14 protein-coding genes are annotated in these 14,988 nt (G+C 68.3%); 4 read left to right on the top strand and 10 right to left on the bottom strand.

Annotated features, from left to right (window positions below; all coding sequences use genetic code 11):
• The first annotated feature begins 2 nt into the window (after positions 1–2).
• A complete protein-coding gene (locus ACTIEF_RS00850) occupies positions 3–2,849 on the top strand; it encodes a M16 family metallopeptidase (protein ID WP_439470290.1) in 2,847 nt (948 codons plus the stop codon).
• Between the two features lie 119 nt (positions 2,850–2,968).
• Here the strand turns inward: ACTIEF_RS00850 and ACTIEF_RS00845 are convergent, their stop codons facing one another.
• The 4 genes from ACTIEF_RS00845 to ACTIEF_RS00830 form a co-directional block, all read right to left on the bottom strand.
• Positions 2,969–3,790 carry a S1 family peptidase gene (locus ACTIEF_RS00845; RefSeq protein ID WP_439470289.1) on the bottom strand — a complete coding sequence of 274 codons (822 nt, stop codon included), beginning with the start codon at positions 3,788–3,790 and terminating at the stop codon, positions 2,969–2,971.
• A 4-nt stretch (positions 3,791–3,794) separates the two neighbouring features.
• Complete coding sequence (locus ACTIEF_RS00840; RefSeq protein ID WP_439470288.1) at positions 3,795–4,238, bottom strand: DUF350 domain-containing protein; 444 nt, start codon at positions 4,236–4,238, stop codon at positions 3,795–3,797.
• A gap of 108 nt (positions 4,239–4,346) precedes the next feature.
• Positions 4,347–5,513, bottom strand: a complete 1,167-nt coding sequence (rlmN, locus tag ACTIEF_RS00835) for a 23S rRNA (adenine(2503)-C(2))-methyltransferase RlmN (protein ID WP_439470287.1) — start codon at positions 5,511–5,513, stop codon at positions 4,347–4,349.
• Between the two features lie 293 nt (positions 5,514–5,806).
• Positions 5,807–6,208 (bottom strand): metallopeptidase family protein, encoded by a 402-nt coding sequence (locus ACTIEF_RS00830; protein ID WP_439470286.1) that lies wholly within the window; start codon positions 6,206–6,208, stop codon positions 5,807–5,809.
• Between the two features lie 156 nt (positions 6,209–6,364).
• Here ACTIEF_RS00830 and ACTIEF_RS00825 point away from each other — a divergent pair, with 156 nt between their 5' ends.
• The 3 genes from ACTIEF_RS00825 (at position 6,365) to ACTIEF_RS00815 (ending at position 10,616) form a co-directional block, all read left to right on the top strand.
• Positions 6,365–8,686 (top strand): ATP-binding protein, encoded by a 2,322-nt coding sequence (locus ACTIEF_RS00825; RefSeq protein ID WP_439470285.1) that lies wholly within the window; start codon positions 6,365–6,367, stop codon positions 8,684–8,686.
• Positions 8,687–8,724: 38 nt separating this feature from the next.
• Positions 8,725–9,579, top strand: coding sequence for an HAD family hydrolase (locus ACTIEF_RS00820; RefSeq protein ID WP_439470284.1), 855 nt, complete (start codon positions 8,725–8,727; stop codon positions 9,577–9,579).
• A 77-nt stretch (positions 9,580–9,656) separates the two neighbouring features.
• On the top strand, positions 9,657–10,616 hold the full coding sequence (locus tag ACTIEF_RS00815; RefSeq protein ID WP_439470283.1) for an alpha/beta hydrolase family protein: 960 nt from the start codon (positions 9,657–9,659) through the stop codon (positions 10,614–10,616).
• Here the strand turns inward: ACTIEF_RS00815 and ACTIEF_RS00810 are convergent.
• The 6 genes from ACTIEF_RS00810 to sdhA form a co-directional block, all read right to left on the bottom strand.
• Positions 10,613–10,936: a PilZ domain-containing protein gene (locus tag ACTIEF_RS00810; protein WP_439470282.1), complete on the bottom strand. Its 324-nt coding sequence runs from the start codon at positions 10,934–10,936 to the stop codon at positions 10,613–10,615. The genes ACTIEF_RS00815 and ACTIEF_RS00810 overlap by 4 nt on opposite strands.
• Complete coding sequence (locus tag ACTIEF_RS00805; protein ID WP_439470281.1) at positions 10,933–11,523, bottom strand: kinase; 591 nt, start codon at positions 11,521–11,523, stop codon at positions 10,933–10,935. The genes ACTIEF_RS00810 and ACTIEF_RS00805 overlap by 4 nt, the downstream gene beginning before the upstream one ends.
• Positions 11,524–11,711: 188 nt before the next feature.
• Complete coding sequence (locus ACTIEF_RS00800; RefSeq protein WP_439470280.1) at positions 11,712–12,032, bottom strand: 2Fe-2S iron-sulfur cluster-binding protein; 321 nt, start codon at positions 12,030–12,032, stop codon at positions 11,712–11,714.
• 18 nt (positions 12,033–12,050) lie between these two features.
• Entirely contained in the window at positions 12,051–12,392 is a 342-nt protein-coding gene (locus tag ACTIEF_RS00795; RefSeq protein ID WP_439470279.1) for a gamma-glutamylcyclotransferase family protein, read from the bottom strand.
• 5 nt (positions 12,393–12,397) lie between these two features.
• Positions 12,398–13,201, bottom strand: a complete 804-nt coding sequence (locus tag ACTIEF_RS00790) for a succinate dehydrogenase iron-sulfur subunit (RefSeq protein ID WP_439470278.1) — start codon at positions 13,199–13,201, stop codon at positions 12,398–12,400.
• Complete coding sequence (sdhA, locus tag ACTIEF_RS00785; protein ID WP_439470277.1) at positions 13,201–14,985, bottom strand: succinate dehydrogenase flavoprotein subunit; 1,785 nt, start codon at positions 14,983–14,985, stop codon at positions 13,201–13,203. The genes ACTIEF_RS00790 and sdhA overlap by 1 nt, the downstream gene beginning before the upstream one ends.
• Positions 14,986–14,988 lie beyond the last annotated feature (3 nt).

Below are 14,988 nucleotides of genomic sequence, written 5' to 3'. Positions count from 1 at the left end.
TCATGAAGACCCGCCTGATCCTCACCGTCGCCGCCTCGACGCTTCTGTTCGGCCTGCCAGCCGCGGCGCCCGCCCTGGCCCAGACCGCCGCCGCGCCCGCCGCGGGCTCGGTCGTCGTGCCGCCGCTGGGCTTCCAGGAACGCACCCTGCCGAACGGGCTGAAGGTCTACACCTCGCGCGACACCTCGACCTCGAACGTCACCGTGCAGGTCTGGTACCGCGTCGGTTCCAAGGATGACCCTGAGGATCGCTCGGGCTTCGCCCACCTGTTTGAACATCTGATGTTCAAGGCGACGCAGAACTTCCCGGACGAGACCTTCGACCGTCTGACCGAGGACGTGGGCGGAAACAACAACGCCTTCACCTCGGACGACGTGACGGCCTATCACGAGACCGTTCCGGCCAATCACCTGCAGCGCCTGATCTTCGCCGAGGCCGACCGTCTGGGCTCGCTGGTGGTCAATGAATCCGTCTTCGCCAGCGAGCGGGACGTGGTGAAGGAGGAATACCGTCAGGGCGTGCTGGCCAGCCCCTATGGCCGCCTGTTCAGCCTGTTCGTTCCGGCGACCATCTATCAGGACCACCCCTATCGTCGCTCGACCATCGGTTCGATCGAGAACCTGGACGCCGCGACCATCGAGGACGTGCGCCGCTTCCACGCCACCTTCTATCGCCCGGACAATGCCTATCTGATCGTGGCGGGCAATTTCGATCAGGCCCAGCTGGACGGCTGGATCGACCGGTATTTCGGCCCGCTGACCAATCCGGATCGCCCGCTGCCGGTCAACAATGTGCGTGAGCCCGAACCGACTGGCCCGCGCGAGGCGACCTTCTACGCCCCGAACGTGCCGCTGCCCGCGGTGGTCCTGGCCTGGCCGGGCGTTCGCTATGACGACCCGGACCGCGCGGCCCTGACCGTGCTGGACGGCATCCTGTCCACGGGCGAGAGCTCGCGCCTGTATCGCTCGCTGGTCTACGATCAGAAGATCGCCACCCAGACCAGCTCGAGCGTTGACGCCAGCCAGCAGGCCGGCGCGGTCATCACCTACGCCATCATGGCCGAGGGCGAGACGCCGGAGGCCGGCCTGGCCTCGCTCCGCGCCGAGGCCGCCCGTCTGCGCGACGCGCCGGTCACCGCCGCCGAACTGACGGAAGCCAAGAACGAACTGGTCGCCGGCGCCCTGCGCGAGCGCGAGACGGTCGAGGATCGCGCCAATGTGCTCGGCTGGTCGCTGATCAACACCGGCGGCGCCGCCGCCGCCGACGCCGAGATCGCCGCCCTGCAGGCCGTCACCGCCGCTGACATCCAGCGCGTCGCTCGCCGCTATCTGACCGACCAGCGCAGCATCAGCATTCGCTATCTGAACGCTGACGACCAGAACCCGGTCACGGCCCAGTCGGTGGACGTCGACGCTCCGGTGAAGGTGGCCGATCTCGCCCCCGTCGGCCGCGTGTTCGAACTGCTGCCCGAGAGCCAGCGCACCCCGATCCCGGCTGCCGGTCCGGCGGTCGATCTGGTCACCCCGGCGGTGGAGACCTTCACCCTGGCCAACGGGCTGGAAGTCTATGTCGCCCGCAAGCCGGGCCTGCCGCTGATTTCGGCCCGTCTGGGTCTGGCCGCCGGTTCGGCGGATGATGGCGCCAAGACCGGCCTGTCGGTCCTGACCGCCGGTCTGCTGACCCAGGGGTCGAGCGGCCGCTCGGCGCCGGAAATCGCCGCCGAGATCGAACAGCTGGGCGCCCAGCTCGGCGCCTCGTCCGGCGCGGACTTCTCGAACGTCTCGGTCAACGCCCCGGCCAACGTCTTCCCGCAGGCCCTGTCCCTGATGGCCGATGTGGTCCGTCGTCCGGACTTCGCGGCTGAAGAAGTCGAACGGCAGCGGGATCAGTCGCTGGACGGCCTGCGCGTCTCGCTCAGCTCGCCCGGCCCGGTCGCCAGCATGGCCGCCGGTCGTCTGGTGTACGGGAACGCCGCCTATGGCGCGCCGGGTGGCGGCACGCCTGACTCCCTGCCGGGCCTGACCCGCGAGGATGTCTCCGCCTTCCACGCCTCGCGTTATCGGCCGGAAACCGCGCGCCTGATCTTCTCCGGCGACATCACTGTGGCCCAGGCCCGCGCCCTGGCCGAACAGGCCTTCGGCGACTGGCGCGCCACGGGCCCGGTTCCGGCGCCGCGCGCCAATCCGGCGGGCGCGGCGGTGGCTCCGCGCGTCGTGGTTATCGATCAGCCCGGCGCCGGTCAGGCGGCGGTCTATGTGGCCATGCGCAGCATCGCCCGGACGGATGCGGACTTCTTCCCGTTGACCCTGGGCAACACCCTGCTGGGCGGCAGCTTCACCTCGCGCCTGAACCAGGAGATCCGCATCAAGCGCGGCCTCAGCTACGGCACCCGCTCGAACCTCGGCGTGCGCCAGGGCGAGGGCGCCTTCGTCGCTTCGGCCCAGACCCGCAACGACGCCGCCGTCGAGGTGGCCGACCTGATCCTGGGCGAGGTGAACCGCCTGTCGACTAGCCAGCCGACCGCCAGCGAAATGACCACCCGTCAGGCCATCGTCACCGGCGCCTTCGGCAGTTCGCTGGAGACCGTCGATGGTCTGGGCGGCGCGGTGGCCAGCCTGGCCCTCTATGATCTGCCGATGAGCGACCTGGCCGCCTATGTCGGTCGCGTCGAGGCGATCACGCCGGAACAGGTTCAGGCCGCCTTCGCCGAACACCTGCCGGTCGCCAACGCCAGCCTGGTGATCGTCGGGGATGCGTCGAAATTCATCGACGGTCTGCGCGCCAAATATCCGAACGTCGAAGTCCTGCCGCTGACCGCGCTGGATCTGGATACGGCGGCTCTGAAGTAGGGCGTCATCCCGGGCCGGATGGGGCGCGTTCGCCCCATCCGAACGCCGGAGAGTTCGACGACAGATCTCGTGTGATTTCGACGACGGCGAGTTGATACGCCGACGATGATGCCGACGGCTTACGCCGACAGGCACACCACCCGGGCGACGCGCAGGTCGCGGCGCAGATCGTCGGCGACGAGGCCGTAGTTGTCGACCGTGACGACGCGTCCGGTCACCGGTTCGTCCGCGCCCTGAACCTCGCGCACCGTCGGCTGGAAGGTGTCGGGCGAGGTCGTGTAGATGCGGCCCCGGCGGGGGCTTTCGGCGATGGTCACGCCGACGACGCGGCCCTGACGGTCTATCACCGGGGCGCCCGACAGGCCCGCGAGCGTGCCGCCCAGTCCATCGGTGCGACCGACCTCGGCCCAGGCCAGCACCGGCTCGTCCCGTTCGCCCCGGCCCCGGATGTTCAGGGTCTCGCGACCGAGAAGGCGGCTGGTCACCTCGCCCGCGCGGGCTTGCGGGTAGCCAAGATGGAAGCCGCGCTGGCCTTGTCTCAGACTGCCCTGCGGGGCCAGCGGCAGGGCGGGCGGACCGCCCACGGTCTCCAGCACGGCGATGTCGGCGCGAGGGGCCAGCCGGACGTCGGCGGCCACGGCCCGTCCGCCGCCGACCAGGATGGCGGGGCGGCGGCAGCCTTCGACCACGTGCCGCGCGGTGACCCATCGGCCGGTCCGGGCGATGGAGAAGGCGGTGCCCGTGCTGGGCTGGAACGGAATGTCCGGGGCGTTGACGGTCACCGCCGGATCGAACGGGGTGACAGGGCCCAGCAGGGCGCCCTCGACATCATCGGGCGCGGGCGGGGCCGGGGGCGCGTCGGCGTTCTCGCGGTGGTTCAGTGAAGCGAACAGCAGCGCGCCCAGCACCGATGAGTAGATCAACCAGTCGGGCGGCCGCATCGGCTCAGCCCGTCAGAGCCGCCGCCAGGATCAGGGCGGTGGACAGCTTGGCGCCGACCAGAAGGACGGCAGCGGAGACCTCGCCCTCGCGGATGCGCTGGGGCAGACCGGTCAGGAACAGCTCGACCAGACGGAAGGCCAGAAGCTGCAGCGCCAGGGTGGCGATGCCCCACAGGACGATGTCCTTGATCGAGGTCGAGACGCTGAGGCTGACGGCCAGCGGAATGGCCAGGCCGACCAGCACCCCGGCGAAGGCGACCGCGGCGGCGGCGTTGCCCTCGCGGATCAGCGCGATCTCTTTCCACGGCGTGAACAGGGCATAGATGATCGCGCCCACCATCAGCAGACCCAGGGTCACGGCCAGATGGGCCAAGGTCGTGGGGAAGCCGGTGGCGAAGGCTTGCACCTCGGCGCTGTCGAGCACTCTGGAAAGGGACGTGGAGTCCATGGGAATCCGGTGGGTCAGGGGGTCTGGAACGATTGCCCGTTTTTCGCCCCAATCCGCAAGCGCGCGGATGCCACAGGTGGTCAAGATTGGTGACGGCGTGTGTCGCCGTCAGGCGGCTTCCGCCTCGTCCACCGCCGCCTTGCGCGCCGCCGACGCTCGAATCTTTTCGCTCTCGGACTTCAGCTGACCGCAGGCGGCCAGGATGTCGCGACCGCGCGGTGTACGGATCGGGCTGGCGTAGCCGGCCTTGTTCAGGATGGCGGCGAAGCGCTCGATCGTCTTCCAGTCCGAGCACTGGTAGTCGGCGCCGGGCCAGGGGTTGAACGGGATCAGGTTGATCTTGGCCGGAATGCCCTCGATCAGCTTCATCAGGGCGCGGGCTTCCTCGGGGCTGTCGTTGACGCCCTTCAGCATGACGTATTCGAAGGTCACGCGGCGCGCGTTCGACAGACCCGGATAAGCCCGGATCGCCGCCATCAGCTGTTCCAGCGGGTATTTCTTGTTCAGCGGCACCAGGACGTCGCGCAGCGGGTCGTTGGTGGCGTGCAGGCTGATGGCCAGCATCGTCTGGGTCTTCTCGCCCAGCTCGGCGATCTTCGGCACCACGCCCGAGGTCGACACCGTGATCCGGCGGCGCGAGATGGCGATGCCCTCGTTGTCCGAGATGATGTCGATGGCGTTGGAGACGTGGTCCAGATTGTAGAGCGGCTCGCCCATGCCCATGAACACGATGTTCGACAGGCGGCGGTCTTCCTTGGGCGACGGCCATTCGCCGAGGTCGTCACGGGCGACCTGAACCTGGGCCACGATCTCGGCGGCGGTCAGGTTGCGGACCAGCTTCTGGGTGCCGGTGTGGCAGAAGGTGCAGTTCAGGGTGCAGCCGACCTGCGACGACACGCACAGGGCGCCCGCGCGGCCCACGTCGGGAATGTAGACGGTCTCGATCTCGATGCCCGGCGCGGTGCGGATCAGCCATTTGCGGGTGCCGTCCTTGGACACCTGACGCTCGACGATCTCGGGGCGGGCCAGGGTGAAGGCCTCGGCCAGCTTGGCCTGCATGTCCTTGGCGACATTGCTCATCGCCGCGAAGTCGGTGACGCCGTAGTGGTGGATCCAGCTCCACACCTGCGACGCTCGCATCTTGGCCTTCTCGGGCGGACAGACCCCGGCGTCGATCAGCGCCTGCCGCAGCTCCGCGCGCGTCAGACCGGACAGGTTGACGGGGGCTTGGACAGCGGGAGCGGTCGTGCGCGAAAGGTCGAGCGTCAGGCTCAAGGCGGCATCCTTCGAGGTCGGGAGAACGGGCTTATACCACAGATCGCGCTGGATTTAAGGCGGGGTGGCGGTAGGCTGATTTCATGGAACGCCCCGTGGCTGCGACTAACCCCACCGACGAACAATCCAAGGGCCGTATTGCGCTCTGGCTCGATCCATCTGACCTCGAGTGGCTAGCGAGCAGGTGCGATTGTCCTCCGGATGCGGAGGCAGAGGTCACAGACCGTTGCGCTCGCTTACGGTTCCGAGCCAGTGCGGCATTGCACAAGGCTGGTGTCAGGGACTGACGCTTTTCAGTCCGCCTCATCCTCAATGTGATGGATCTGGTCGTCGTCGAGCCCGAAGTGATGGCCGATTTCGTGGATCAGGACGTGGGCGATGATCTCACTGAGGCCCACGTCCCCGCGCTCGCACCATTCGTCGAGGATCGGGCGGCGATACAGGAAGATGCGCGAGGGCTCGGCGGCCGGCCCCATGCTGTCGCGCAGGCCGATATCGACGCCGTGATACAGACCGGTCAGCTCGAACGGGTCCTCCATGCCGAAGCTCGCCAGAACCTCATCATCGGCGAAGTCGTCTATGCGGATGACGACATCTCCCGCCAGCCCCTTGAACGGTTCGGGCAGGGCGTCGAACGCCTCCTGCGCCAGCCGGGCGAAGTCCTCGAGGGACGGGGCGAGTTGGTCTTTCCACATAGGGATTAGGGATTAGGGACTGGGGATCAGGTTGGGAAGGCTCGAAGCCCGCGACCGATGGCCCTCAGTCATTTCCTCAGCGCCCTTAATCCCTAGTCCCGAATCCCTCTTCAGGTATGGTTACCGAATCAAGCTGCGGGAGCTGAACGACACCACATGGCCGAGGCGGACATCGCCTATGTCGCGACCGCGGGCGCCGCGGGTCTCGCCCTGGCGCTCAGCGCCTGGGCCGCGCGGCTGCGTGGGCGGCTGGCGGACCGCAATCGCGCGCTGGAAGCCGCCATGGGGCAGGCCCACGCCGATCTCTCAGCCCGTGACGGCGCCCTGGCCGCTTTCGAGGATGTGCGGGTCGCCCTGACCCCCGGCGGAGGCGCGAACCGACTGGGTTCGCCCGCGACCTGGGACATCATCGTCCGTGATCTGACGAACGGCGCCGACGTCTTCCCGTCTGACCCCGTCATGGTGGTGCTGGACGCTGTGCGCGACGTGGCGGGGCCGCGCCTGGACGGGCTGATCGACCGGGGCGAAGCGTTCGACGCCGTGCTGGAGGGTCAGTCGGGCGCCTGGGCGGTCGAGGGTCGATCCGCCGCCGGCGCCGCCTGGCTGCGCGTGTCGCGTCTGGGCCTGATGGGCGCCGCCGCCGAGAGCGGGCTGGGCCTGCTGGCCGACTATTATCCGGCCCCGACATGGGTGGTCGATGCGGGCGGACGCCTCGCCTGGGCCAACCGCGCCTGGCTGGCCGAGATGAAGGTCGAGACCGCCGAGGCCGCGCGCGACAAGGGCCTGACCTTCGACCGCGGCGCCGACGCCATCGTGGCCGAGGCGGGCCGCCTGCATCAGCGCCAGGAAGGCTTCCGCTGGACGACCGGCGGCGGTCGCCGTCGCGCCTGGCGGATCGTGGCCGAACCCGCGCCCGGCGGTGGCGTCCTGGCCTTCGCCCTGGACATGACCGACGCCGAAGAGACGCGCGACACCCTGCGTCGTCACGTCGAGGCCCATGACGAGACTCTGAACCACATCGCCGACGCGGTCGCCATCTTCGGCCCGTCCAAGCGGCTGGCCTTCCACAACACCGCCTTCCAGCAGATGTTCAGCGTCGATCCCGGCTATCTGGACGAGCGCCCGACGCACGCCGAACTGCTGGACCGCCTGCGCCAGCGCCGCCTGCTGCCGGAAGTGATCGACTATGCGGGCTGGAAGGCGCGCGAACTGGACTTCTACGGCGCCTCGGCCGCCGCGCCGGACGATAGCTGGTCGCTGCCGGACGGGCGCACCCTGCGTGTCGTGCGGCAGCCGCACCCGCTGGGCGGCGTCCTGTTGCTGTTCTCGGACATCACCGATGAGCTGAAGCTGCGCAGCCGCTTCAACGCCCAGCTCCAGGTCCAGACGGCCACCCTAGACAAGCTGAACGACGCCGTGGCCGTGTTCGGCTCGGACGGCCGCATCCGCCTGCACAACGAGGCCTTCGAGACCTTCTGGAACGTGTCGAGCGAGCAGTTGCGCGCCGCCGGGGACTTCGACGCCGTCGCCGCCCTGTGCCAAGCGACCATGCCCGATCCGAGTCTTTGGCTGGGCCTGAAGGCTCGGGTGGCCGATCCGGACCCGGAAAGCCGCGTGCCGATCTCGGGCGAGGGGCGCACCGCCGACGGTCGCGTCGCCGCCTGGCAGACCCGGCCGCTGCCGGACGGCGCCACCCTGGTCGCCTTCTCGGACGTCACCGCCCGCCGGGATCTGGAGCAGGCCCTGGCCGCCAAGGCCCAGGCTCTGGAGGAGGCCACCGCCCTGAAGCGCGAGTTCGTGGGCAGCGTTTCGTATGAACTGCGCACCCCGCTGACGACCATCGTCGGCTATTCCGAACTGCTGGAGCTTCAGGGCGAACTGCCCGAGCGCAGCCGCCAGCACGCGGGCGCCATCCGTGTCGCGGCCAGCCAGCTGGCCACCTCCATCGACGATGTCCTGGACATGGCCCAGATCGACGCCGGCGAGATGGAGCTGACCCTGGGCGACGTGCGGGTCTGCGATCTTCTGGACGCCGCCGCCGACAAGGTCCGTGCACGGATCGAGGGGCGTGGAGCGGCCCTGACCGTCGCCTGTCCGACCGGCCTGCGCCCGATCCGCGCCGACGCCCAGCGGGTGGGTCAGGCGCTGGAGCACCTGCTGGACAACGCCGCCCGGGCGGTGGGGGAGGGCGGCGAGGTCAATCTGATCGCCGAAGGCGCGCCGTCAGAAGTGCGCATCCGGGTCGAGGACACCGGGCGGGGCATTCCCTACCACCTGCAGGCCCACGTCTTTGACCGCTTCGTCCGGCGCGAGCGCGGCGGGCCGGGGGTCGGTCTGGCGCTGGTCAAGGCGCTGGTCGAACTGCACGGCGGCTGGGCCGAGGTGGAGAGCGAACCGGGCAAGGGCGCGGCCTTCATCCTCCACCTGCCGCTTGAGGCCGCAGGCGCGGCGGTCGCCCCGGAGTTGCGGCTCGGCTAGTTTGGTATAGAGCGGCGGAGAACTTCAGGATCCGCCCTATGGCCAAGCTGCTCAAGACCGCCCTCATCTACGACTTCGATGGCACCCTCGCCCGGGGGAATATGCAGGAAGTCAGCTTCATTCCGTCCGTCGGCATGGGCATCGGCGACTTCTGGGGCGAGGCCGAAACCCTGACCCGCGAGGCCGACGGGGACGGCATCCTGATGTACATGCAACTGATGCTGCAGCACGCCCGCCAGAACGGGGCGCCGATCACCCGCGAGGGGCTGCGCGAGCACGGCCAGGACGTGAAGCTGTTCGACGGGCTGAAGAACGACCTGACCGGCAAGGGCTGGTTCGAGCGCATCAACGAAAAGGGCCGCGAGTACGGCCTCGATATCGAGCACTACATCATCTCCGCCGGGCTGGAGGAGATGATCGACGGCTGCCCGATCCGCGAGGAGTTCCACCACGTCTTCGCATCGAAATTCGTTTACGACCGGAACGGCGTGGCGATCTGGCCGGCGGTGGGGGTGAACTACACCACCAAGACCCAGTACCTGTTCCGCATCAACAAGGGCGTGCTGAACCACTGGGAGCACGACAAGATCAACAAATTCATGCCGGACGACGCTCGCCCGATCCCGTTCGAACGGATGATCTTCCTGGGCGACGGGGACACCGACGTTCCGACCATGAAGATGATGCACACCAAGGGCGGCTTCTCGATCGCGGTCTATGACCCGCGCAACTCCGAGAAGGACCAGAAGAAAATCTACTCCCTGATCTCCGAGGACCGGGTCAACTTCGTCGCCGCCGCCGACTATCGTGAAGGCTCGCCGCTGGACCTGATCGTGAAGGGTCTGATCGGCCGCATCGCCATCAACGCCGGAACCATGCCCGACGGGGTTTGAACTTCCGGCCGCATCCAATCCCGGTTCGCGCGGCGACTACCTTCATGAAGGCGGATGATCCGCCGCGGGAGTTCTCCATGCTGAACCGACTAACCGGCCTGCTGACCCTGATCGCCGCCCTCCTCTTCGGAGGCGCGGCGACGGCGCAGGATGTAACGCAGCGCCCGATCGCGGGCTTCCCGCACGCCGTCCTCTACACCGTGGGCGACCAACCCAAGCCGGTGGTGGTCATCCTCCACGGCGCCGACGGCAATGACGAGGCCAGCACGCGCTTCGGCCCGATCCTGGCGCGGATGGGTTACGCCGCCGTGGGCCTGCCCTACTATTCGCCGAACTGGGGCGAATACGGCCCGCCGCCGAAATTCCCCGATCTGCCCGGCAGCTTCATCGACATCCGTGTCGATCAGATCGCCGAACTGCGCGAGGCCCTGCGCGGCATGCCCGGCGCCGACGTCGAGCGTTTCGGCCTGTTCGGCGCTTCCAAGGGGGCCGAGTTCGCCCTGATCGCGGGCAGCCGCTATCCGTGGATCGACAGCATCGTCGCCTACGCCCCGACCGACGTGGTCTGGGAAGGCTGGGGGTTGGAGATGGTCGAGGCCGAGGGCACCCGATCGTCCTTCTCGTTCGGCGGCCAGCCCCTGCCCTTCACGCCCTATCGCGGCTTCGTCGAAGGCCTGCTGGCCGGTCCGGCGGCGGATCTGCGCGCCATCCATGAGAACGGCCGCGCCGACCATCCGGACAAGGCCGCGGCTGCCCGCATCCCGGTCGAAAACTATCCCGGCGCCCTGCTGCTGATCGCGGGCGGCAAGGATGCCCAGTGGAACTCGGCCCAGGCGGTGCGGGAGATCTTCACGGATCGGGCCGCGGCGGGGCTGCAAACCGAGACCGCGGTCTATCCGGACGCTGGTCACGATCTGGTCGGTGATGGCGGATGGCGTCAGGTGGAGCGCAGCGGCGGCACGCCCCAGGCCGATGCGGCGGCGCGCGCCGACGCCTGGCCCAAGGTCGTGGCCTTTATGGCGCGGACGCTGAACTAGCGCCCGCCGGCCCGGACATAGGCCGCCCGGGCGGCGGCGAGACGGGAGGGGGTCAGGCCGCGCAGATTGGCCTGGCCCTTTCGCTTGAGGCCCGCTTCCTGCCCTTTCGACCAAGCGACGTCGGCGTCGATGACGACGCCCTGGGCGATGTCGACCACCTGCACCTGCGGCGGCAGGGCCAGCTTGCGGTCCAGCTTCACCTTCAGCCCGGCGGTGGAGACGTCCGCGATCACGCAGGGCATCTCCAGCCCGGGCGCGACGACGACTCCGCGCGCATTGGCGGGCGAGCGCGGTTCAAAGCGACGGTCCTGGGAACTCATGAGGTGATACTGACCGGCAATCGGTTTCGATCCAGTTGCACGACGACGTCCATGCGCACGCCGCCATCGATCATCCTGCGGGTCAGGCGCTCGAAATACTGGATGAAATCGGCGATGGCGTGACGCTCTTTGGCGGTCAGGTCGTGGCCCCGCAGCCCTTCCTCCTGCTCACATCGCCAGTCCAGAACGGCGTCGAAATCCGGGGCGCGCAGGAACAGCCGGGCGTCCAGTTGCTCGGCCAGGGCCAGATAGTCGCCGCCGGTGAAGGCGTTGACGGCTTTGCGCCACACGCCGTCCGGATCGCGCTCCGTCTCCAGTCGGTTCAGGGGATGAGTGAGCGCATCGGGCGCTTCGGGCAGGGCGCCCAGACACCAGCCGTCGATCAGGATGGCGCGAGGGCGGCCCCGGAAGCGCGGCCAGTCGATCTCGGGCAGTCGCCCATCGGTCAGCTTGTTGAAGACGGGCAGCGGCGTCTTGTCTTGCGGTCCCGCCACGGACAGGGCCGAGATCTTCCGCTCCAGCAGAGCCAGATCATGGGTGCCGGGCGGCCCACGGGTGGCGAACAGGGGATGGACGTCCCGCGCCATCGCCGCCCGCTGGGTCTGGGTCAGATAGACATCGTCCAGCGACAGCTGCGCCGCCCCGAAGGCCTCCGCCGCCGCGCGGGCGAGGGTGGTCTTGCCCGAGCCCTGCGATCCGGCGATGCCGATGACCGGCGGGCGATCCGTCGGGCCGGCCTGGATCAGGCGACCGATCAGGGCGATCAGTTCGGGTGTCAGTGCTGGCTTTCCGGCAGGCGGACGATCAGGCCGTCCAGATCGTCCGAGACGCGGATCTGGCAGGACAGGCGGCTGTTCGGCTGAACGTTCTCGGCGAAGTCCAGCATGGACTCTTCCATGGCCGAGGCGCGGCCGGTCTCGGCCTGGAAGGCCTCATCCACATAGACGTGGCAGGTGGCGCAGGCGCAGGCGCCGCCGCAGTCGGCGTCGATGCCCGGGACATTGTTCCGGATCGCGCCTTCCATGACGCTGAGGCCGTTCTTGACCTCGACCGTATGCTCGCGGCCGTCGTGCTCGATGTAGGTGATCTTCGCCATGAGAGGGCTGCTATCAGACTATGGCCGGGCGACATAGACCCAGGCGTCCTGCCCGGATTCCAGCGTCACGCGGATGCGGTGGTAGTCGTTGACCTCGTAGTCGTCGGCGGCGCGAAGCTCGGCTTCGGTGATGCGGAAGACCGTGCCGTCGATCCGGCCCGAGCCGTCCGCCGTCGGGCGGACGATCGGGTGGTGGGCCAGGCCGCTTTCGGCGAGAACCTCCGGATCAGTGATCTCGACCAGGGTCCGGCCATAGCCGGACAGGGCGTCCGCCGAACCGTCCAGCCGGCGTCCGAAGTTCGCCTCCTGCACCCGCGGATCCTGGAGGGTGCCGTAGGAGAAGAGGAGAACTTCGGTCATCGGGATCAGGCCGAAGCCTTTTCCTTCTTGCGGCTGGGCGCGACCATCAGCTTCTTGGTCTCGGCGATGGCCTTGGCCGGGTTCAGCCCCTTCGGGCAAACCTGGGCGCAGTTCATGATCGTGTGGCAGCGGTAGAGCTTGAACGGGTCCTCAAGGTCGTCGAGGCGCTTGTCCGTCGCGTCGTCACGGCTGTCGGCGATCCAGCGGTAGGACTGCAGCAGGGCCGCCGGGCCGAGGTACTCTTCCTGGTTCCACCAGTAGCTCGGGCACGAGGTCGAACAGCAGGCGCAAAGGATGCACTCGTACAGGCCGTCCAGCTTGGCGCGGTCTTCCGGCGACTGCAGACGTTCCGTGGTCGGATCGGGCTCGTCCGACTGAAGATACGGCTGGATCGAGTCGTACTGGGCGTAGAACAGGCTCAGGTCGGTCACCAGATCCTTGACTACCGGCTGATGCGGCAGCGGCCCGATCGAGATGGTGTCCGAGGCGCACTCATCCATGCCCTTGGTGCAGGCCAGCGTGTTGCGCCCGTCGATGGTCATCGAGCAGGAGCCGCAGATACCCTCGCGGCACGACCGGCGGAAGGCCAGGGTCGGGTCGATCTCGTTCTTGATATGGATCAGGGCGTCCAGCAGCATCGGACCGTGATCGTCGGCCGAGACCTCGAAGGTGTCCCAGCGCGGATCGGCGTCGACCTCGGGGTCGTACCGATAGACCTTGTAGGTCTTGACGTTCTTGGCGCCGGCGGGGGCCTTGTGAACCTTGCCGGTGGTGGGCTTGGAGCCCCGGGGAAGAGCCAGCTGGACCATTAGTACACCCGCGCCTTGGGTTCGATGTACGAGACCTCGTCGGACATCGTGTAATTATGCACCGGACGATAGTCGATCTTCACCGCGTCGCCGGGGGTCTTCCAGGCGAGGGTGTGCTTCATCCAGTTCGTGTCGTCGCGATCCGGATAGTCCTCGCGGGCGTGGGCGCCGCGCGATTCCGTCCGGTTGAGCGCGCCCTCGATGGTGACGAGCGCCTGGTCGATCAGGTTGTCGTACTCGAGGGTCTCGACCAGATCGGTGTTCCAGATCAGGCCGCGATCGGTGGTCTTGATGTCGTCGCCGGCGGCGTGGATGGCGCGCAGCTTCTGGACGCCTTCCTCCAGCGTCTTGCCGGTGCGGAACACCGCGGCGTCCGACTGCATGGCGCGTTGCATCTCAATGCGCAGCTTGGCGGTCGGGGTCGAGCCGTCGGCGAAGCGGAAGCGATCCAGACGGGCCAGGTGGCTGTCGGTGGTCGCGGCCGGAGCGTCTGGAACAGCGCTGTTCTTGTCGACGACCTCGCCGGTGCGCAGACCGGCGGCGCGACCGAACACGACCAGGTCGGTCAGCGAGTTCGAGCCCAGGCGGTTGGCGCCGTGCACCGAGACGCAGGCGGCCTCGCCCACGGCCATCAGGCCCGGAACCACGCTGTCCGGGTTGCCGTCGCGCAGCGTCAGCACCTCGCCGTGATAGTTCGTCGGGATGCCGCCCATGTTGTAGTGGACGGTTGGCAGGACCGGGATCGGCGCCTTGGTGACGTCGACGCCGGCGAAGATCTTGGCGCTTTCCGAGATGCCCGGCAGGCGCTGATGCAGGATCGCCGGATCGAGGTGATCCAGGTGCAGGAAGATGTGGTCCTTGTTCGGGCCCACGCCACGACCTTCGCGGATCTCGATGGTCATGGAGCGGCTGACCATGTCGCGCGGGGCCAGGTCCTTCACGGTCGGCGCATAGCGCTCCATGAAGCGCTCGCCTTCCGAGTTGGTCAGATAGCCGCCCTCACCGCGAGCGCCCTCGGTGATCAGGCAACCGGCGCCGTAGATGCCGGTCGGGTGGAACTGCACGAACTCCATGTCCTGGCAGGGCAGGCCGGCGCGCAGCACCATGGCATTGCCGTCGCCGGTGCAGGTGTGGGCCGAGGTGGCCGAGAAGTAGGCGCGGCCGTAACCGCCGGTGGCCAGGATGACCATCTTGGCGCGGAAGCGGTGCAGGGTGCCGTCGTCCAGCTTCAGCGCGGTCAGGCCGGTGCAGACGCCGTCCTGCATGATCAGGTCCAGGCCGAAATACTCGACGAAGAACTCGACCTCGCGACGGACCGACTGGCCGTAGAGGGTGTGCAGGATGGCGTGGCCGGTGCGGTCGGCGGCGGCGCAGGTGCGTTGCACCGGGCCTTCGCCATAGTTGCGGGTCATGCCGCCGAAGGCGCGCTGGTAGATCTTGCCTTCATCGGTGCGCGAGAAGGGCACGCCCCAGTGTTCCAGCTCGTAGACGGCCTTGGGCGCCTCGCGGACCAGGTACTCGATGGCGTCCTGGTCGCCCAGCCAGTCCGACCCCTTCACGGTGTCGTACATGTGCCATTTCCACGAGTCCTCGCCCATGTTGCCGAGCGAGGCGGAGATGCCGCCCTGCGCCGCGACGGTGTGCGAGCGGGTCGGGAAGACCTTGGTCACGCAGGCGACCTTCAGGCCCTGCTGGGCGGCGCCCAGGGCGGCGCGGAGGCCCGAGCCCCCGGCGCCGAGGACCACGACGTCATAGGCGTGATCGACGAATTCGTAAGCAGCCACCGA

It is taken from the genome of Brevundimonas sp. (assembly GCF_051858995.1).
GTDB lineage: Bacteria > Pseudomonadota > Alphaproteobacteria > Caulobacterales > Caulobacteraceae > Brevundimonas.
The sequence above is the reverse complement of the archived record's forward strand: the minus strand, read 5'-3'. Positions and strand labels throughout refer to the sequence as shown.

Bases quoted from the DNA above. Each gene is read 5' to 3' on its own strand.
- ACTIEF_RS00800 (WP_439470280.1), bottom strand. From the start codon at position 12,032: ATGGCGAAGATCACCTACATCGAGCACGACGGCCGCGAGCATACGGTC.
- ACTIEF_RS00850 (WP_439470290.1), top strand. From the start codon at position 3: ATGAAGACCCGCCTGATCCTCACCGTCGCCGCCTCGACGCTTCTGTTC.
- ACTIEF_RS00825 (WP_439470285.1), top strand. From the start codon at position 6,365: ATGGCCGAGGCGGACATCGCCTATGTCGCGACCGCGGGCGCCGCGGGT.
- ACTIEF_RS00810 (WP_439470282.1), bottom strand. From the start codon at position 10,936: ATGAGTTCCCAGGACCGTCGCTTTGAACCGCGCTCGCCCGCCAATGCG.
- ACTIEF_RS00845 (WP_439470289.1), bottom strand. From the start codon at position 3,790: ATGCGGCCGCCCGACTGGTTGATCTACTCATCGGTGCTGGGCGCGCTG.
- ACTIEF_RS00790 (WP_439470278.1), bottom strand. From the start codon at position 13,201: ATGGTCCAGCTGGCTCTTCCCCGGGGCTCCAAGCCCACCACCGGCAAG.
- ACTIEF_RS00820 (WP_439470284.1), top strand. From the start codon at position 8,725: ATGGCCAAGCTGCTCAAGACCGCCCTCATCTACGACTTCGATGGCACC.
- ACTIEF_RS00840 (WP_439470288.1), bottom strand. From the start codon at position 4,238: ATGGACTCCACGTCCCTTTCCAGAGTGCTCGACAGCGCCGAGGTGCAA.
- ACTIEF_RS00830 (WP_439470286.1), bottom strand. From the start codon at position 6,208: ATGTGGAAAGACCAACTCGCCCCGTCCCTCGAGGACTTCGCCCGGCTG.
- ACTIEF_RS00805 (WP_439470281.1), bottom strand. From the start codon at position 11,523: ATGGCGCGGGACGTCCATCCCCTGTTCGCCACCCGTGGGCCGCCCGGC.
- ACTIEF_RS00815 (WP_439470283.1), top strand. From the start codon at position 9,657: ATGCTGAACCGACTAACCGGCCTGCTGACCCTGATCGCCGCCCTCCTC.
- ACTIEF_RS00795 (WP_439470279.1), bottom strand. From the start codon at position 12,392: ATGACCGAAGTTCTCCTCTTCTCCTACGGCACCCTCCAGGATCCGCGG.